20 protein-coding genes are annotated in these 15,544 nt (G+C 67.0%); 5 read left to right on the top strand and 15 right to left on the bottom strand.

What is annotated here, in order from left to right; all coding sequences use genetic code 11:
* Positions 1 to 19: 19 nt before the first annotated feature.
* The 6 genes from WDM94_09665 to WDM94_09640 all read right to left on the bottom strand — a co-directional run bounded on the left by WDM94_09665 (position 20) and on the right by WDM94_09640 (position 4,742).
* The gene (locus WDM94_09665) at positions 20 to 1,921 is read right to left on the bottom strand and encodes a SurA N-terminal domain-containing protein (protein MEJ0012877.1); all 1,902 of its coding nucleotides are present in this window, start codon (positions 1,919 to 1,921) and stop codon (positions 20 to 22) included.
* 121 nt (positions 1,922 to 2,042) lie between these two features.
* Positions 2,043 to 3,161, bottom strand: a complete 1,119-nt coding sequence (locus WDM94_09660; protein ID MEJ0012876.1) for an NADH:flavin oxidoreductase/NADH oxidase — start codon at positions 3,159 to 3,161, stop codon at positions 2,043 to 2,045.
* Between the two features lie 58 nt (positions 3,162 to 3,219).
* Positions 3,220 to 3,681, bottom strand: a complete 462-nt coding sequence (gene folK, locus WDM94_09655; GenBank protein ID MEJ0012875.1) for a 2-amino-4-hydroxy-6-hydroxymethyldihydropteridine diphosphokinase — start codon at positions 3,679 to 3,681, stop codon at positions 3,220 to 3,222.
* Complete coding sequence (folB, locus tag WDM94_09650) at positions 3,678 to 4,043, bottom strand: dihydroneopterin aldolase (protein MEJ0012874.1); 366 nt, start codon at positions 4,041 to 4,043, stop codon at positions 3,678 to 3,680. The genes folK and folB overlap by 4 nt, the downstream gene beginning before the upstream one ends.
* A 94-nt stretch (positions 4,044 to 4,137) precedes the next feature.
* Positions 4,138 to 4,437: a HigA family addiction module antitoxin gene (locus WDM94_09645; protein ID MEJ0012873.1), complete on the bottom strand. Its 300-nt coding sequence runs from the start codon at positions 4,435 to 4,437 to the stop codon at positions 4,138 to 4,140.
* 23 nt (positions 4,438 to 4,460) lie between these two features.
* Positions 4,461 to 4,742: a type II toxin-antitoxin system RelE/ParE family toxin gene (locus WDM94_09640; GenBank protein ID MEJ0012872.1), complete on the bottom strand. Its 282-nt coding sequence runs from the start codon at positions 4,740 to 4,742 to the stop codon at positions 4,461 to 4,463.
* Between the two features lie 216 nt (positions 4,743 to 4,958).
* Here WDM94_09640 and tpiA point away from each other — a divergent pair, with 216 nt between their 5' ends.
* The 3 genes from tpiA (at position 4,959) to WDM94_09625 (ending at position 8,048) form a co-directional block, all read left to right on the top strand.
* A complete protein-coding gene (tpiA, locus tag WDM94_09635; GenBank protein ID MEJ0012871.1) occupies positions 4,959 to 5,705 on the top strand; it encodes a triose-phosphate isomerase in 747 nt (248 codons plus the stop codon).
* A gap of 86 nt (positions 5,706 to 5,791) precedes the next feature.
* Positions 5,792 to 6,289, top strand: a complete 498-nt coding sequence (gene secG / locus WDM94_09630) for a preprotein translocase subunit SecG (GenBank protein ID MEJ0012870.1) — start codon at positions 5,792 to 5,794, stop codon at positions 6,287 to 6,289.
* Between the two features lie 127 nt (positions 6,290 to 6,416).
* Positions 6,417 to 8,048 carry a CTP synthase gene (locus WDM94_09625; GenBank protein MEJ0012869.1) on the top strand — a complete coding sequence of 544 codons (1,632 nt, stop codon included), beginning with the start codon at positions 6,417 to 6,419 and terminating at the stop codon, positions 8,046 to 8,048.
* A 1-nt stretch (position 8,049) separates the two neighbouring features.
* On the opposite strand, the gene WDM94_09620 is transcribed toward WDM94_09625, so the two are convergent.
* Complete coding sequence (locus WDM94_09620) at positions 8,050 to 8,838, bottom strand: class I SAM-dependent methyltransferase (protein ID MEJ0012868.1); 789 nt, start codon at positions 8,836 to 8,838, stop codon at positions 8,050 to 8,052.
* Positions 8,839 to 8,926: 88 nt separating this feature from the next.
* Here WDM94_09620 and WDM94_09615 point away from each other — a divergent pair, with 88 nt between their 5' ends.
* Positions 8,927 to 9,790: a VOC family protein gene (locus WDM94_09615; protein MEJ0012867.1), complete on the top strand. Its 864-nt coding sequence runs from the start codon at positions 8,927 to 8,929 to the stop codon at positions 9,788 to 9,790.
* A gap of 1 nt (position 9,791) precedes the next feature.
* Here the strand turns inward: WDM94_09615 and WDM94_09610 are convergent, their stop codons facing one another.
* Both WDM94_09610 and WDM94_09605 read right to left on the bottom strand, forming a co-directional pair.
* Positions 9,792 to 9,935 carry a hypothetical protein gene (locus WDM94_09610; GenBank protein ID MEJ0012866.1) on the bottom strand — a complete coding sequence of 48 codons (144 nt, stop codon included), beginning with the start codon at positions 9,933 to 9,935 and terminating at the stop codon, positions 9,792 to 9,794.
* A gap of 146 nt (positions 9,936 to 10,081) precedes the next feature.
* Positions 10,082 to 10,312 carry a hypothetical protein gene (locus tag WDM94_09605; GenBank protein MEJ0012865.1) on the bottom strand — a complete coding sequence of 77 codons (231 nt, stop codon included), beginning with the start codon at positions 10,310 to 10,312 and terminating at the stop codon, positions 10,082 to 10,084.
* A 99-nt stretch (positions 10,313 to 10,411) separates the two neighbouring features.
* Here WDM94_09605 and kdsA point away from each other — a divergent pair, with 99 nt between their 5' ends.
* Positions 10,412 to 11,245 (top strand): 3-deoxy-8-phosphooctulonate synthase, encoded by an 834-nt coding sequence (kdsA, locus tag WDM94_09600; protein ID MEJ0012864.1) that lies wholly within the window; start codon positions 10,412 to 10,414, stop codon positions 11,243 to 11,245.
* Here kdsA and WDM94_09595 read toward each other — a convergent pair.
* From WDM94_09595 to WDM94_09570, 6 genes are all read right to left on the bottom strand, one after another.
* Entirely contained in the window at positions 11,242 to 11,709 is a 468-nt protein-coding gene (locus tag WDM94_09595; GenBank protein MEJ0012863.1) for a GNAT family N-acetyltransferase, read from the bottom strand. The two genes, kdsA and WDM94_09595, sit on opposite strands and share 4 nt — an antisense overlap.
* Positions 11,706 to 12,287, bottom strand: coding sequence for a TMEM175 family protein (locus WDM94_09590; protein MEJ0012862.1), 582 nt, complete (start codon positions 12,285 to 12,287; stop codon positions 11,706 to 11,708). The genes WDM94_09595 and WDM94_09590 overlap by 4 nt, the downstream gene beginning before the upstream one ends.
* A 233-nt stretch (positions 12,288 to 12,520) precedes the next feature.
* On the bottom strand, positions 12,521 to 13,384 hold the full coding sequence (locus tag WDM94_09585; GenBank protein ID MEJ0012861.1) for a DUF6159 family protein: 864 nt from the start codon (positions 13,382 to 13,384) through the stop codon (positions 12,521 to 12,523).
* Between the two features lie 77 nt (positions 13,385 to 13,461).
* Positions 13,462 to 13,965 (bottom strand): hypothetical protein, encoded by a 504-nt coding sequence (locus tag WDM94_09580; GenBank protein ID MEJ0012860.1) that lies wholly within the window; start codon positions 13,963 to 13,965, stop codon positions 13,462 to 13,464.
* Positions 13,966 to 14,033: 68 nt separating this feature from the next.
* Positions 14,034 to 14,498 carry a preQ(1) synthase gene (gene queF, locus WDM94_09575; GenBank protein ID MEJ0012859.1) on the bottom strand — a complete coding sequence of 155 codons (465 nt, stop codon included), beginning with the start codon at positions 14,496 to 14,498 and terminating at the stop codon, positions 14,034 to 14,036.
* A gap of 18 nt (positions 14,499 to 14,516) precedes the next feature.
* Complete coding sequence (locus tag WDM94_09570; protein MEJ0012858.1) at positions 14,517 to 15,488, bottom strand: hypothetical protein; 972 nt, start codon at positions 15,486 to 15,488, stop codon at positions 14,517 to 14,519.
* Positions 15,489 to 15,544 lie beyond the last annotated feature (56 nt).

Below are 15,544 nucleotides of genomic sequence, written 5' to 3'. Positions count from 1 at the left end.
GTCGCCGCCCCATGCCCGGCTACTGTGTCGCGGTGTCGGTCCCGCCGATCACCGACTGGAGGGCGACCTGGTTGAAGGTCACCTTGGTCTGGGACTGGAGCTGGCCGACGTAGAGCGTCAGGAAGGCGTTGATGAACTGGCTGTCGAGCAACTGCTTGCTGTCGGCGAGGTCGGCGGCGGCCGGATCGAACGGCGGGATGACGATGTTGTCGACGCGCAGCACCAGCCGGGTGAGCGGCTGGGTGCCCTCGGCCATCGCGGCGCTGCCCTGCGGGCCACCGAAGGCAGCGGCGATGGCGGCCTCGGAAAGATCCGGAGTCGCCTTCGTCGCGCGGGTCAGCTTGGCCGCGGTCTTGACCGTGGCGCCAAGGTCGGTGGCGATCTTCTGGATGTCTTCCTTGTTCTCCAGCCGCTGCTTGGCGCTGACCGCCGCGTCGTCGAGCTTCCGCTGGCGCTCGGCGTCCTTCCAGGCCGCGACGACCTTGTCGTGGACCTCCGAGAGGGCGCGGTCGCGCGGCGCCGTGGTGCCGGTCACGGCGTACCAGACATAGGCGCCCTCCGGCGTCTGGATCGGGTCGTTCTGGTCGCCGACCGGGGCCTGGAGGGCCGCGACCAGCAGGCCGCTCGGCAGGTTGGCGACCGGGTTGTCGCTGCCGTCCTTGCCCGATTCATCGACCGCCGGCACGGTCACGACCTTGAGGCTGTATTTGGCGGCAACGTCGGCGAGCGCGTCGCCGCCGGAGCGGGCGTCTTCGATGGCGTCGTGGGTGGCGGTCACCTCGGTGGTGGCGCGCTGGGCCGCGATCTCCTTCTTGATGTCGGCCTTGGCCTCGTCGAAGGTCGTGGTCTTGGCGGCGTCGATCTCGCTGACGCGCAGGATCGCAGGGCCGAACTGGCCCTCGACCACCGGGGTCGGCACGTTGAGCGTGGCGGCGAAGGCGGCGTCGGCGATCTTCGGATCGACGATCTTGTCCTTGGTGACGAGGCCGAGGCTGATGTCCTCGGGCTTGAGGTTGCGCTCGGCCATGACGGCGTCGAACAGCTTGCCGCCGGCGAGCGCGGCGGCGGCCGCATCGGCCTCGGCGCGGTCCTTGAACACGATCTGATCGACCTTGCGCTTCTCGGGCGTGGCGAAGCGGGCGGCCTGCGCGTCGTAGGCCTTCTTGGCATCCTCGTCGGTGACGGCGGCGAGGTCGGTCACGTCGGCGGCGGTCAGGGCGAAGTAGGTGATGGCGCGAAGCTCGGGCGCCTTCCACTCATCCTTGTGAGCGGCGAAGTACGTGTTGAGGTCGGTCTCGCTCGGCTCCGGTATCTCGGCGGCGAGCGGGGCGGAGAGCGGGATGTAGCTGATGTCGCGCTCTTCGCTCTGGTAGTCGTGGACGGCGCGCAGATACGCGGCCGGCGCGCTGACGCCGCCGCCGAAAGCCTGCGCAAGCTGGGAGCGGATGAGCTGCTTGCGCTGGTTCATGATGTAGTCGTCCTCGGTGTAGCCGATGGACTGGACCAACTGCTGCAGCACGCGGCGGTCGAAGACGCCGCCAGCGCCGGCGAATTGCGGATTGGAGGCGATAACGCGCGTCAGCTCGGTGTTGGAGACGCCGAGGTTCATCTTCTCCGAGGCATTATCCAGCGTCGCCTGGCTGACCAACTGGCTGATCACCTGGTTCTGCACGCCGACCTGGCGGGCCTCGTCCGGCGTCAGGGCGCGGCCGACCTGCTGGCTCAGCGCCTGCGTCGACTGGGTGAAGGCGCGCTGGAAATCGACGGTGGTGATCGGGACGTTGCCGACGAGCGCGACGTCGTTGGAATGGAAGCCGTTGAACACGTCGTTCACGCCCCAGGCCGCGAAGCTCAGGACCAGGAGGCCCATCAGCAACTGGGCGGCCCAGCCGGTGGCGTATTTGCGCAGACCATCAAGCATCGGAAAGTCCTCGGGACCGCGCCAGGTTAGCCGGCGGCCGGTTTTCGGGCGCGGATAATAGGGAGGGGGCTATCCCGCCGCAAGGCGCGATAACATTGATTTTTCGAAGGGTTTTGGCGCGCTACGCGGCGGTGGAACGGGCCGGCGGCTTGGCCCATTTGTCGATCAGCGGGACCGAGCGGACGTACTGCGGAACATGATGCAGCGTGGCGCCCAGTGCCGCCGCCGCCCGCCACGGCCAGCGCGGGTCGGCAAGGATGGCGCGAGCGAGCGCGATCATGTCGGCCTTGCCGTCGCGCAGGATTTGCTCGGCCTGGTGGGGATCGTCGATCATGCCGACGGCGCGGGTCGGGATGCCGGCATCGCGGCGGATGCGCTCGGCGAGGTGGACCTGATAGCCCGGACCGAGCGGCACCTTCTGGGCCGGATCGACGCCGCCGGAGGAGGAGCAGATGTAGACGACGCCGGCCTGCTTGAGGGCGCGGGCGACGACCACGGCCTCGTCGGGGTTGAAGCCACCCTCGACCCAGTCGGTGACGGACAGGCGCGCGCCGACGGGGAAGCCCAGCGGCACAGCGGTCTTCACCGCCGCGACGATGGCGAGCGCCAGGCGCATGCGGTTTTCCAGCGAGCCGCCCCAATGGTCGGTGCGGTGGTTGGCGCGCGGCGAGAGGAATTCGTGGACCAGATAGCCGTGGGCGAAGTGGAGCTCGATGAAGTCGAAGCCGGCGCGCACGGCACGCTTCGCCGCCGCCGCGAACGCGGCGATGGTGTGCTCGATGCCGGCCTCGTCCAGCGCATGGGGCACGTGCCAATCGGCGTAGGGGAGCGCCGACGGCGCCACCGTCTGCCACGGGTCGTCGTGATGGCCGAGCGAACCGCCGCCCTGCCACGGGCGATGCGTCGAGGCCTTGCGGCCGGCGTGGGCCAACTGGATGCCGAAGCGGGTGTCGGGCTGGGCGACGCGGCGGGCGGCGGCGAGCGTGCGGTGCGCGGCGGCCTCGTTGTCGTCGGAATAGAGGCCGAGGCAGCCGTGGGTGATGCGGCCGTGGCGGGTGACGCCGGTCGCCTCGATGGTGACCATGCCGGCGCCGGACATCGCCAGCATCATCCAATGCTGCATGTGCCAGTCGGTCGCCGAGCCGTCGTCGGCGGAGTACTGGCACATCGGCGCGACGGCGATGCGGTTGGCGAATTCGAGGTGGCCGAGGGTGATCGGCGAAAACAGCGTGGCGGTCATGGCGGAGCACCGGGAGGAGAAACGGGCACCCACGAACCTAGGCGGCCCGGCGCGCCCGTCAAATGGCCGGCACCGGCCAGGCCAGTTTCTGCACGCCGCGGATCTCGGTCGCGGCGAGGTGTTCCTTGACCTTCTTGCCGCCGAAGGAGGCATCCGGCGCGATTTCTGCCAAGGGCACCAGGACGAAGGCGCGGGTATCCAGCGGCGCGGACAGGACGTCGATGTCGATCGGCCGCGGTCCGGACGGGATCTCCTTGCTACGGTCGCGGCCGAGCGCCGTCTCGATGGCGTGGCAGGCAGCGGCCAGCTCGGCGGTGCCGAGGCTCGTCTCGACGCCGATGGCGATGTTGAGGAACCAGCCCTGATCCTTCACCGGCCCGACCGGCTGGGTGCGGTAGTAGGCGGAGCGGATGCGCAGCGTCGTCTCGGGCAGGACCGAGATACGGGCCACCGCCTCGTCGAGCAGGCGCTTGCGGTCGCCGACGTTGCTGCCGAGACTCAGGAACACCGCAGCGATCAACGGCGGCGCTCCACGGTGACGGCGAGGTCGTCGATGATCGCGGCGATCGGCGCGTTCGGCTTATGGACCGTGACGCGGACCGAGACGATCTTGGGAAACTCGGCGAGGAGGGCATCGCCGACGGCGCCGGCGGCCGCCTCGATCAGGTTCATCGGCCTGGCGTTGAAGGCGCGGACGGCGGATTTGATGACCAGGCCGTAGTGCAGCGTCTCGTCGAGCTGGTCGCTAGTCGCGGCATTGCCGATGTCGGCGACGATGTCCAGATCGACGAAGAATTTCTGGCCGAGCGAGCGCTCCGCCTCCAGCGCGCCGTGGCGGCCGTGGAGTGCGATGCCCGTGATGGTGAATTCTGCCGTTGCCATTTCGTGGTCCCCTCAGCCGGAAGGGAAGATAGACCCCGGTGTGGCCGGCGTCATGGTGCGGTAGTGGCGGAGGTCACACCTGCCTGCCGGTGTGTTACGCCGCTGCCATCACGCCGATCTTGTCGATTTCCTGCTTCTTCGCCGCAGCCTCGATCTTCAGGTCGTGGCCTGCCTGCATGTTCATCCAGAACAGAGGCGAAGTGCGGAAGTACTTCGCCAGACGCAGCGCGGTATCCGGAGTCACCGGACTCGTCTCGGCGACGAGCCGCTCGATGCGAGTCCGCGGCACATTCAATGCCTTGGCGAGGGCGAGCGCGCTCATGCCGAGCGGGACGAGGTATTCCTCGCGAAGATATTCGCCCGGGTGAACTGCAGGAAGAATGCTGGTGGTCATTAGAAGCGACCTGGTTTGAGGGCTCAGTGGTAGTCGGTTATCTCTACCTGCTCAGGGCCAGCCTCGGTCCACACAAAGCAGATACGGTACCGGTCGTTGATACGGATCGAGTGCTGGCCTTTGCGGTTGCCTTTTGGAGGCTCCAGACGATTGCCGGGTGGTGACTTGAGATCGTCCAGCGAGGTTGCGTACTCGAGGGCGGTCAGCTTTAGGACGGCCCGCTTGACGAGGCTGGACGGGAGTCCCTTCGCGGCCCTGCCGCTCGCTACTTTCTCCGTGATCTTGTCACGGTAAGATCGGATCACTTGCGCGCTCCAGTCTATGTATCATGACATGATACATGCGGCGCGTCAAACGTCGTGTATCACGCTATGATACGGACCGATCCGGCAAGGGTAGGCTGCGACGAACTCTGACGACCTGCGCCGGTTGCTCCAACGTGGCCCTCGCCAGATATTGTGGTCGCTTCCCTCCCGCGCGGGTTTCCGCTACCGCTCCCGCTTCAATCGGGAGACGAACCCATGGCTGGGCTGAAGGCGCTTGCGGCGGGCAACTGGAAGATGAATGGCGACAAGGCGAGCCTTGGCGAGTTGAAGGCGATTGTTGCCGGGTCCGCCAACGCTGTGTCCGATGTCGCGATTTGTCCGCCGGCGACGCTGATCGGCGCGGCGATGGCGGCGGTGGTGGGGTCCAGGGTCAAGATTGGCGGGCAGGATTGCCACAAGGATAAGTCCGGGGCGCATACCGGCGATATCGCGGCGGAGATGCTGGCCGACGCCGGGGCGACGCTGGTGATCGTCGGGCATTCGGAGCGGCGGACGGACCACAAGGAGACCGACGCGGACGTGCGGGCGAAGGCGGAGGCCGCGTGGCGCGCCGGGCTGTTGCCGATCCTGTGCATCGGGGAGACCGAGGCCGAGCGGCGGGGTGGGCAGACCAACGCCGTGCTGGAGCGGCAGTTGGCCGGGTCGGTGCCGGATGGTGCGACGGCGGCCAATCTGGTCGTCGCCTATGAGCCGGTGTGGGCGATCGGGACGGGGCTGACGCCGTCGCTGGATGACATCCGCGATGCCCACACCCATATACGCGAGCGGCTGAAGGCGCGGTTCGGCGCCGAGGCCGACGGAATGCGGATTCTCTACGGCGGCTCGGTCAAGCCGTCGAACGCCGCCGAGATCATGGCGTTGCCGGGAGTTAACGGCGCGCTGGTCGGTGGAGCGAGTCTCAAAGCCGTTGATTTTCTTGCGATTATTGCCGCTTGCGGCTAATCGCCGGGCCAATTCCGCGGGTCTGGCAGGACCCTGATCGATCGTGTACAAGGCGCGCGGCCTGAAGACCCGGGTACCAGGATTCCATGGAAGCTATCGGAAACGTCATCATCGTCATTCACCTGATGGTGGTGCTTGCCCTCATTGCCGTCGTGCTGCTGCAGCGCTCGGAAGGCGGCGCGCTCGGCATCGGCGGCTCGAACGCGTTCCTGTCGTCGCGCGGTCAGGGCAACGTGCTTACCCGGGCGACGGGCATCCTTGCCGGCGTCTTCTTCGCCACCTCGATCGCGATGACCGTGATCTCGCGCCTGACGGCGCCGCCCTCGGCCATCCTCGACCAGGTGCCGCCGATAACGGCGCCCGCGCCGGCCACCAACGGCGCCGCGACGCCGCCGACCACCGGCACGGGCGGCGTGCAGCAGGAACTGAACCGCTACCTGAACCAGAACGGCGCCCCCACGACGACCACGACGCCGCCGGCGGCAGGCACCACCACGACGCCACCCGCGGCGGACGGCACGACGACCACCACGCCTCCGGCGGCCGGTGGCACGCCGGCGCCGCAGGCCCCGACGTCGCAGTAGAAGCGAGTTACGAAATGACCAGACGCCCGGCGCACCCAAAACCCCGCCGGGCGGCGCCGCTCTTTGATCTGGAGTCGCGCATTTTGGTCACAGCGAATCAATCGGTGAGGGGATAGGGTCAAGGTCCATGGCGCGGTACGTATTCATCACCGGCGGCGTGGTTTCCTCCCTTGGCAAAGGCATCGCCTCCGCGGCGCTCGGCGCGCTGCTGCAGTCGCGCGGCTACAAGGTGCGGCTCCGCAAGCTCGACCCGTATCTCAACGTCGACCCGGGCACGATGTCGCCCTACCAGCACGGCGAGGTGTTCGTCACCGACGACGGCGCCGAGACCGACCTCGATCTCGGGCACTACGAGCGTTTCACCGGGCGGCCGGCGAACCGCATGGACAACATCACCACCGGCCGCATCTATCAGGACATCATCGCCAAGGAACGGCGCGGCGATTATCTCGGCGCCACGGTGCAGGTGATCCCGCACGTCACCGACGCGATCAAGAATTTCGTGCGCGACGGCAACGAAGGTTTCGACTTCGTGCTGGTCGAGATCGGCGGCACGGTCGGCGACATCGAGGGCCTGCCGTTCTTCGAGGCGATCCGGCAGTTGAAGAACGACCTGCCGCGCGGCGATGCGGTGTTCATCCACCTGACGCTGATGCCCTACATCGCCTCGGCCGGCGAACTGAAGACGAAGCCGACGCAGCACTCGGTCTCGGCGCTCCGCCAGATCGGCATCCAGCCGGACATTCTCTTGGTGCGGGCCGACCGGCCGATACCGGCGGACGAGCGGCGCAAGCTTTCGCTGTTCTGCAACGTGCGCCCGTCTGCCGTCATCCAGGCGCTCGACGTCGCCAACATCTATCAGGTGCCGGCCGCGTATCACGCAGAGGGGCTGGATGACGAGGTGCTCGCCGCCTTCGGCATGAAGGATGCGCCGGCGCCGGATCTCGCGCGCTGGAACACCATCACGCGCACCATCGCCGGCTACGACGGCGAGGTGACCATCGCGGTGGTCGGCAAGTACACCGGCCTCAAGGATGCGTACAAATCTCTCGTCGAGTCGCTGCACCACGGCGGCATCGCCAACACCGTGAAGGTGAACCTCGAATGGATCGAGGCCGACACGCTGGAGGAGGGCGGCGCGCCGGCGCAGAAGCTGGAATTCGTCGACGGCATCCTGGTGCCGGGCGGCTTCGGCCAGCGCGGCTCGGAAGGCATGATCAACGCCGCCGGCTTTGCGCGCGAGCACAAGGTGCCGTTCTTCGGCATCTGTTTCGGCATGCAGCTCGCCGTGGTCGAGGCGACGCGGCACCTGGTCGGGCTCGACAAGGCCAACTCATCGGAGTTCGGCCCGACGCCGGACCCGGTGGTCGGCCTGATGACGGAATGGCTGCGCGGCAACCAGCTGGAGAAGCGAGCCCACGACGGCGACCTTGGCGGCACCATGCGGCTCGGCGCCTATCCGGCGATGCTCCAGCGCGGCAGCCTAATCTCCGACATCTACGGCGCGACCGAGATCGAGGAGCGCCACCGGCACCGCTACGAGATCAACATCAACTATCGCGACCGGCTGGAGCAGCATGGGCTGCGCTTCGCCGGCCTGTCGCCGGACGGGCTGCTGCCGGAGACGGTCGAGCTGCAGGACCACCCGTGGTTCATCGGCGTGCAGTATCACCCGGAGCTGAAGTCGCGGCCGTTCGCGCCGCATCCGCTGTTCGCATCGTTCATCGCGGCGGCGGTGGAGCAGTCGCGGCTGGTGTAGTTCAGGGGCGGCGGGCGATCAGCGCCTTGCTCTCCACCGCTTCCATGAGCACGCCATCCGGAGCGACGCGCGCGAGTAGCGCGCGGAGGTCGGCGGTCAGCGCGGCGGATTTCTCCGGGCCGAGGACGTTGGGCGCGGTGCGCGACAGCGAAAAGGCGCGGTCGATCAGGGCATCGGCCGGCAGCTCGCCCTGCTCGATGACGCCGATGCGGTCGAGCTGGCTGAACGCCGACCGGAGCAGCACGTCCTCGTTCTCGACCCAGTCGGGTCCGCGCCAGCCGGGGCCGCCGCCATCGGCCGAGTACTTGGCGATGATGTCGCGGTAGTCCTTCTGCCAACCGCGGCGCTCATCGAGCGGGCCGCTGCTGATCAGGACCACCGAGCCGCGCGGACCGATGATGGTGTCGAGGCGGCGCAGCGTTTCGACGCGGTCCATCCAGTGGAACGAGCGGCCCATCGCTACCATGGCGAACGTGCCGGGCACGGCGCCGAGGTCGTTCGAGCTGCCCTGCACCAGCGTGATCTTGTCCGCGAAGGCCGCGGTCGCCTTGGCGGCTGTCGCCAGCATCTCGGGCTCGGGATCGACGCCGACGATGGCGCCGGCGTAGGGCGCCAGGGCGACCGCCACCACGCCGGGGCCGCAGCCGAGATCCATGACGCGGTCGTCGGGGCGGAGCCCCGTCTCCGCGGCAAGCCGCTGGAACAAGCGCGGCGCGTAGGCCTGGCGGGCGTGGTAGTGGCGGGCGGCCGTCTGGAAACGGTGGGGATCGAAGGGGATGGGGGTGATCATCGGAGAATCCGGAGACGAGAGGCGCGAGGCATGGCATGTATCGGCGCCGATCGTGTCAGGATTTCTCTTTCTCGGCCAACGAGACAATATGCCCCGCCCCATCGACCATCTCGTGCTCGCCGTCCGCGACCTAGACGCGGCGCGGGTGATTTATGCGCGGCTGGGTTTTACCGTGGCGCCGATCGCGCAGCATCCTTTCGGCACGTCGAACAGCGTCGTGCAGATGGAGGGCAGCTACCTCGAGCTGCTCGCGGTTACCGACGCCGCGAAGATTCCGCCGGCGACGGAGACGCGGTTTTCCTTCGCCGCCTTCAACCGAGATTACCTCGATCATCGCGAGGGATTTTCCGCGCTGGTTCTGCAGAGCAAGATCGCCGCTGCCGATATCGCGGATTTCGCCGCGCACGGCCTGCCGACGTACGAGCTGACGAAATTCGAGCGTACGGCGCGGGGACCGGACGGCGTCGAGCGGCCGCTGACGTTTTCGCTCGCCTATACCAGCGATGCGCGCGTGCATGGGCAGGCGGCGTTCTTCACCTGCCAGCACCACTACCCGGAAAATTTCTGGCGCCCGGAATATCAGCGCCACGCCAACGGCGCGGTGCGTATAGATTCGGCCGTGTTCGTCACCCGCGATCCGGCCGACTTCCACATCTTCTTCACGTGGTTCACCGGCCAGCACGACATGCTGTCGACCAGCCTGCATGTGCGCTTCGATCTCGGGCCGAACAGCATCGACCTGATGTCGCCGGTCGGCTTCCGGGCGTTCTTCGGCGAGGACGCCGGGCCTGATCCGCGGCGGCTCACGGCGTATCGCGTGGCGGTGGCGGATCTTGGTGCGGCGCGCGCGCAGCTCACGGCGAACGCGGTACCGTTTGCGGAATTGCACGAGGCGCTGGTGGTGCCGTCAAGCTTTGCGCATGGATGCGCGATTGCGTTTGTCGCGGGCTAGATCAGCGGCCTTCGCGCCAGTCGTCGTCGCGCGCCATATGGCGGACGCGGAGCACGGTGATGCCGTCGCGGGCGCCGGCATCATCGAAGAGCAAATAGGGATAGGGCTTGGCCGGCATCACCCGCACCTCGTCGAGGTTGGTCATGCGTCCGATCGTCGGGTGGCGGCGAGCAGGCGCGCCAGCGTCTCAATGGGACGGGCGCAAGCGGACGCCACGGTGGCGTCGGCGGCGGACAGCGTTTCGATTATTTCGGCGATCTGGCGAAGGGGCGCGGCGATGATAGCGGACGATCATGCGCGATGGGGCGCAAAGACCGCTTCAACCTCGGCATCGTCTGCCACAGCACCGGCCCGGCTTTCGACGAGCAGCGTTTCAAGCTCGGCACGCTCGGCGTCCGATAGCGTCAGCGCCCTCGCCCCGTCGACTTCCATCGCCAGCAGCACACGGGCCGGGTCTTCCTGGCGGGACTGATGCCATGAATGAACGCGCTCAAGGATCGCGTCGATCTGGTCTTTGCTCATCCCACGGTTCGAGCGCCTGCCGGATGCCGTTCAACAGATTTTACCAGACCGCGCTATACCGTGCGCCCGTCGTGCCTCGCTGAGATATAGTCCCGCGCCATGAAGCCCAACGCTCGCGTCAAGATCGGTGCCGCCACCTTCGCCAACGACCGGCCGCTGTCGCTGATTGCGGGGCCGTGCCAGCTCGAGTCGCGGCAGCACGCGTTCGACATGGCCGGGCGGCTGAAGGAGATGACGGCGGGGCTCGGCATCGGGTTCGTCTACAAGACATCGTTCGACAAGGCGAACCGGACGAGCCTCAAGGGCAAGCGCGGGATGGGGCTCGACAAGGCTCTGACGATTTTCGCCGACCTGCGGGCGAAGCTCGGCGTGACGATCCTGACCGACGTGCATGAGCGCGCGCAGTGCGCGGCGGTCGCGCCGGTAGTCGATGTGCTGCAGATCCCCGCGTTCCTGTCGCGGCAGACGGACCTGCTGATCGCCGCGGCGGAGACCGGCAAGGTCGTCAACGTGAAGAAGGGGCAGTTCCTGGCGCCGTGGGACATGAAGAATGTCGTCGCCAAGATCGTCGATAGCGGCAACCGCAATGTGCTGGTGACCGAGCGTGGGGCGAGCTTCGGCTACAACACGCTGGTATCGGACATGCGGTCGCTGCCGATCATGGCCGACATCGGCGCGCCGGTGATCTTTGACGCGACGCATTCGGTGCAGCAGCCGGGCGGGCAGGGGACTTCGACCGGCGGCGACCGCCGCTTCGTGCCGGTGCTGGCGCGGGCGGCGGTGGCGGTCGGCGTCGCCGGCGTATTCATCGAGACGCATCAGGACCCGGACAACGCACCGTCGGATGGGCCGAACATGGTGCCGATCGATCAGCTTCCGGCGCTGCTGGAAGATCTGATGGCTCTGGACGCGATCGCCAAGCGGCAGCGCTAACCGACGACGAACGTCTGCTGGCGGCGAACGGCGTCGGTGCTCGTCGTAGTTTCGTCATAGGTCACGAACCCGTCCAGCACACGGTGCCAGAAGGCGATCGCCGGTGCGTTCGTTTCGCGTTGGGTGATCCGCCACGCACCGGGGAATCTCAGGATCAGCCTGCGGGCCGCAGCAAGGCCGATGCCGCGGCGCCTGAACGGGGCGGCAACGAAGAACTCCTCCATTTCGGTGCGGCCGACATGGGTGCGCCGGCTGACGAGTGCAAAGCCCGCGTCGGCCTGGTCTGCCTTCAGCCAGAAGGCCCAGCGGTTCCTGGTATCCCCGAAATAGAGATCGAATTCGGGATAGGGAGCATCGGTGCGGATGCCGGGGATCACCTCGGCCATTGCCGAGATGTAGTCGCGCATCATCGCGGCGAGCGCGGCCTTGTCGTCGAGAGCAACTGGCGTCTCGTGCGCCGTCATCCGCGACTCAGCGCGCGCTCGATGCGGCGGTCGGGGATCAGCCACATCAGCGCGACGAAGCCGTAGCAGGCGAGGCCGGCCCACGGCGTCCAGATCAGCGTCAGGATGATGCCGGCTGCGTACAGGCCGATGGAACTCCAACCCTTGACCTCGGCGCCGATCGCCATCTGCAGGCGGGTGTCGGGGCCCTGCGCCGCGATCAACGTGCGCTCGAGGAAGTAGTAGGCGAAGCCGGCCATCAGCAGGTCGAAGCCGTAGAGCGCGACCGGAAGTGTGGCGAACTCGTTCTCGCCCATCCAACCCGTCGTGAACGGCACCACCGAAAGCCAGAACAGGATGTAGAGGTTGGCCCACAGCACCTTGCCGTTCACCTGGCTGGCAGCCTGAAACAGATGGTGGTGGTTGCTCCAGTAGATGCCGAGGTAAATGAAGCTCAGCACAAAGCTGAGGAAGGCGGGCACGAGCGGCTGCAACGCCTCCCAATCGCTACCGTGCGGCGGGTGCAGTTCAAGCACGAGGATCGTGATGAGGACGGCGATGACGCCATCGCTGAACAGTTCGACCCGCCCCTTATGCATCCGCCCGCTCCGCTGATCTCCGTCGGCACCCTAGCGGATGCGCGCCGCGTGCGGGAGGTGGACTCGCCTCCGAACGGTTGTCACGCCGGCGAAGGCCGGGGTCCGGCGTGCGACATCCAAGGTCACTCCGCGGCTCGGATGTGCCCGGCTGGCTGATTGCTGAGAGTTCCGCGGCGGATTCCGGCTTTCGCCGGAATGACAAGAGAGGGGCACTCAGGCCGAGAGAGGGCGCGTCACGCGGCTGCCTTGCGGGCGAAGGAATCGCGGATGAGGCCGGCGTCGAAATTCGGCGGCGGGTTGCCGGTGAGGGCGAAATAGTAGACCGCGGCCTGGTAGATGCCGGAGAGCGTCGCGCTCACCAGGAAGATCGCGATCAGGATCACCGCCGAGAATCCGATCAGCGCGTAGCCCCACTCGTTGCCGCTCTGGATGCCGTAGAAGCCGGCGGCGCCGGTGAAGATGAAGACCGTGGAGATGAGCGAGGTGACGACCGCGATGCCGGCGTTGCCGACGATGTTCTCGCCCCATGTCTCGCTGAGCAGTTTGCCGCTGCGCTCGATCGCCTTCACCGGGCCGACGCCTTCGGCGGCGAGCACCGGGACGACGAGGAAGGTCGCCACCGTCCACGCCAGGCCGAGGGAGCCTTCGATGAGGCGGCCGATGAAGCCGAACTTTTCGCCGATCCAGCGCAGCGCCACGCCGATGGTGGCGGAGATCGCGGCGTAGCCGAGGATCGGGATGATGCGCACGAAGGCGAGGCCGAGCGCGGAGCGCACGGTCGGGTCGCCGCCGGAGAGGCGCGCGATGGCGGCGCCGACCAAGGCGGTGTTGAAGAAGATGATGACGAAGTACTGGACGAAGTAGAAGGCGAACAGCCAGGCGTAGAACCACGCCGGCAGTTGTGGGCTTTCCTCGCGGGCGAGCGACATGAACATCGGGTTGCCCATCAGGGTCGAGACGAAGCTGGCGATGACGACGAGGCTGACGATGCCGGAGATGAGCGGCAGGACCAGCAGCTCCTTATCGGCGGCGAGCACGCCGACGCTGGCGCGGATCAGCGACAGACTGCGCGTGAAGCTCGAGATTGCATTGGCCATGGTTCCGCCCTCCGGCCGCGAGAAGCGGCCGACGATGGTCGGGCGAGTCGCCTCAACAATCGGTAAAGGTCAGCCGCTCACCAATTGATAGCGATGCCGCTCGGGCCGCCGAACCGCTCGCCCTTGACATGCTTGATGACGAACACGGGCAGCGCGGCCGTGTTTCCCGCCTGGCCGCCGATCAGAAGACCGGAGGTATCCGTTTGACCCGAGAGGTTGATCGAAGCCGTGGCAGTAACGGGTGCCGCTCCGGTTTGGGTGTATTTGAAATTGTAGGAGATCAACGCCAGCTTGTTGACCGGATGCCATCCGCCGCCGATCAGATCTTTGTCTTCGGCACGAATGCGGTACCGAACCGACCACTGGTAGTGGGTCGGAGAATCATGGAAGAACTCGTACCAGACGTCCATCACGAGCTTCTTCTTGTCCTTGGGCTTGGAGCCGATCTGAGCCTGGAGTTCACCGCTCATCCATCCGACATGGGGAGAGGAGTCAAACGGCGGACTCGGATTGGGGCGCAACTTCGCGGCCGCTGCCGATGATGAGATACGCGTGCTGGAAACAACGCCGGGAGATTTCATCGCTGGCCCCGCTAAAGCTTTGATGGCGGCGCAGCTTAGATGCAACTATGACGGGAGTCCAGCCTAGGTCAGCCGCGGCCGCGGTAGGAGGCAACGCCCTGGTCGGGCAGCCAGACATCCGCCGGCGGGGCGCCGGTCTGCCAGAACACGTCGATCGGCATGCCGCCGCGCGGGTTGAAGTAGCCGCCGATGCGGAGCCAATGCGGCTTCAGCAGATCGTTGACGCGGCGGGCGATGGTCACCGTGACGTCCTCGTGGAAGGCGCCGTGGTTGCGGAACGACTGGAGGTAAAGCTTCAGCGACTTGGACTCGACCAGCCATTTGCCGGGCACATAGTCGAGGACGAGGTGGCCGAAATCGGGCTGGCCGGTCACCGGGCAGATCGAGGTGAATTCCGGAAACGTGAAGCGGGCCAGGTACTTGACATCGCTTTGCGGGTTCGGGACGCGGTCCAGTGTGGCCTTGTCGGGGCTTTCCGGCATAGCGACCGGTCGGCCGAGCTGCAGGGCGGGGGAGGCGGGTTTCTTGGTCATGGGGGCGAGCTTCTAGCGCTACGCCGCGACCGGCGCCACCAGCTTCCCGCTCGTGCGGTCGTAGCGCCAGACGGTGCGGCCTGCGAGATGGGTGCCGCACCACCAGCGGTCGAGGCCGGACAGCGCGACGTGATCTTCCTCGGCGTTGGCGACGTCCTCGCCGGCCATGGTTAGCTCCAGCACCGCCTCACGGAAGCGTTCGCTGTTGTCCTCGCCTTCGAAGGCCGGGGCGAGGCCGGCGATCAGCGGCACGTCGCACGAGGCGAGGTCGTCGAGCAGATGGAAGAAGCTCCAGTCGCCCATGAAGGCGGCCTCCTCCTGGCGGATGGTTTCCTGGAACAGGCGGAGGGGCGCGGTCGTGCCGTGGGCGATACCTTCGACAATCTCGGTCTCGGTGCGGCCGAGCCCGGTGACCGGCGCGGGCAGCTCTTCGAGGAAACGGCGGAGCGATGGTTTCAGAAACGGGAGGCGCGTATCGAGATTTTCGGCGAGATGTGCGACGGCTTCCGGAGTGTGCGAGGCGAGTGCGGCCCATGTCGTGCGGCCGAGATCGAGGTCGTGCCGCGTGATGGCGCGCGCCTTGGACTCGAAGCTGAGGATCGTCTCGGCGGTCTGCGCGCCGAGGAAGTCGTCGGCCTGCACCAGCGCCACGTTTTCGGTGCGCCCGACCTCGGCGAGGAACGACAATATCTGCACCAACTGGAGCTGGTCGTAGAGGTCGTGCTCGAACCACAGCTCGATGCGCTCGTAGTTGGCATGGGCGCGCATGATGGCGTCGCGCTCGCGGAACTCGATGGCGATGTCCTCGGGCGGGATGCGGAAGCGGCGGGCGAGATACGCGACGCGCTCGGTCGATGACGCCTCGATCGGGCCGGCGACGACCGGACCTTCGTGCAGCACATCGCGCCACGGCAGGATCGTGCCGGTGCGTCCGGCCGCGGCCAGCAGGTCCGCGGCGGTGTCGCCGTTGGTGAGGATCAGATCCGCCATTGGCTACACCTATGTCAGCATGACAGCAGTGTGAAGCTGACAGGCGCACATCACTC

The organism is Bauldia sp. (assembly GCA_037200845.1).
In the GTDB taxonomy this organism is placed as follows: Bacteria; Pseudomonadota; Alphaproteobacteria; order Rhizobiales; family Kaistiaceae; genus DASZQY01.
This window is presented reverse-complemented; position numbering and strand designations above follow the sequence as displayed.

What these genes read in the sequence shown, in the direction of transcription:
- WDM94_09665 (MEJ0012877.1), bottom strand. Translation starts at nt 1,921, where the DNA reads ATGCTTGATGGTCTGCGCAAATACGCCACCGGCTGGGCCGCCCAGTTG.
- WDM94_09660 (MEJ0012876.1), bottom strand. Translation starts at nt 3,161, where the DNA reads ATGACCGCCACGCTGTTTTCGCCGATCACCCTCGGCCACCTCGAATTC.
- folB (MEJ0012874.1), bottom strand. Translation starts at nt 4,043, where the DNA reads ATGGCAACGGCAGAATTCACCATCACGGGCATCGCACTCCACGGCCGC.
- WDM94_09645 (MEJ0012873.1), bottom strand. Translation starts at nt 4,437, where the DNA reads ATGACCACCAGCATTCTTCCTGCAGTTCACCCGGGCGAATATCTTCGC.
- tpiA (MEJ0012871.1), top strand. Translation starts at nt 4,959, where the DNA reads ATGGCTGGGCTGAAGGCGCTTGCGGCGGGCAACTGGAAGATGAATGGC.
- secG (MEJ0012870.1), top strand. Translation starts at nt 5,792, where the DNA reads ATGGAAGCTATCGGAAACGTCATCATCGTCATTCACCTGATGGTGGTG.
- WDM94_09625 (MEJ0012869.1), top strand. Translation starts at nt 6,417, where the DNA reads ATGGCGCGGTACGTATTCATCACCGGCGGCGTGGTTTCCTCCCTTGGC.
- WDM94_09620 (MEJ0012868.1), bottom strand. Translation starts at nt 8,838, where the DNA reads ATGATCACCCCCATCCCCTTCGATCCCCACCGTTTCCAGACGGCCGCC.
- WDM94_09615 (MEJ0012867.1), top strand. Translation starts at nt 8,927, where the DNA reads ATGCCCCGCCCCATCGACCATCTCGTGCTCGCCGTCCGCGACCTAGAC.
- WDM94_09610 (MEJ0012866.1), bottom strand. Translation starts at nt 9,935, where the DNA reads ATGACCAACCTCGACGAGGTGCGGGTGATGCCGGCCAAGCCCTATCCC.
- WDM94_09605 (MEJ0012865.1), bottom strand. Translation starts at nt 10,312, where the DNA reads ATGAGCAAAGACCAGATCGACGCGATCCTTGAGCGCGTTCATTCATGG.
- kdsA (MEJ0012864.1), top strand. Translation starts at nt 10,412, where the DNA reads ATGAAGCCCAACGCTCGCGTCAAGATCGGTGCCGCCACCTTCGCCAAC.
- WDM94_09595 (MEJ0012863.1), bottom strand. Translation starts at nt 11,709, where the DNA reads ATGACGGCGCACGAGACGCCAGTTGCTCTCGACGACAAGGCCGCGCTC.
- WDM94_09590 (MEJ0012862.1), bottom strand. Translation starts at nt 12,287, where the DNA reads ATGCATAAGGGGCGGGTCGAACTGTTCAGCGATGGCGTCATCGCCGTC.
- WDM94_09585 (MEJ0012861.1), bottom strand. Translation starts at nt 13,384, where the DNA reads ATGGCCAATGCAATCTCGAGCTTCACGCGCAGTCTGTCGCTGATCCGC.
- WDM94_09580 (MEJ0012860.1), bottom strand. Translation starts at nt 13,965, where the DNA reads ATGAAATCTCCCGGCGTTGTTTCCAGCACGCGTATCTCATCATCGGCA.
- queF (MEJ0012859.1), bottom strand. Translation starts at nt 14,498, where the DNA reads ATGACCAAGAAACCCGCCTCCCCCGCCCTGCAGCTCGGCCGACCGGTC.
- WDM94_09570 (MEJ0012858.1), bottom strand. Translation starts at nt 15,488, where the DNA reads ATGGCGGATCTGATCCTCACCAACGGCGACACCGCCGCGGACCTGCTG.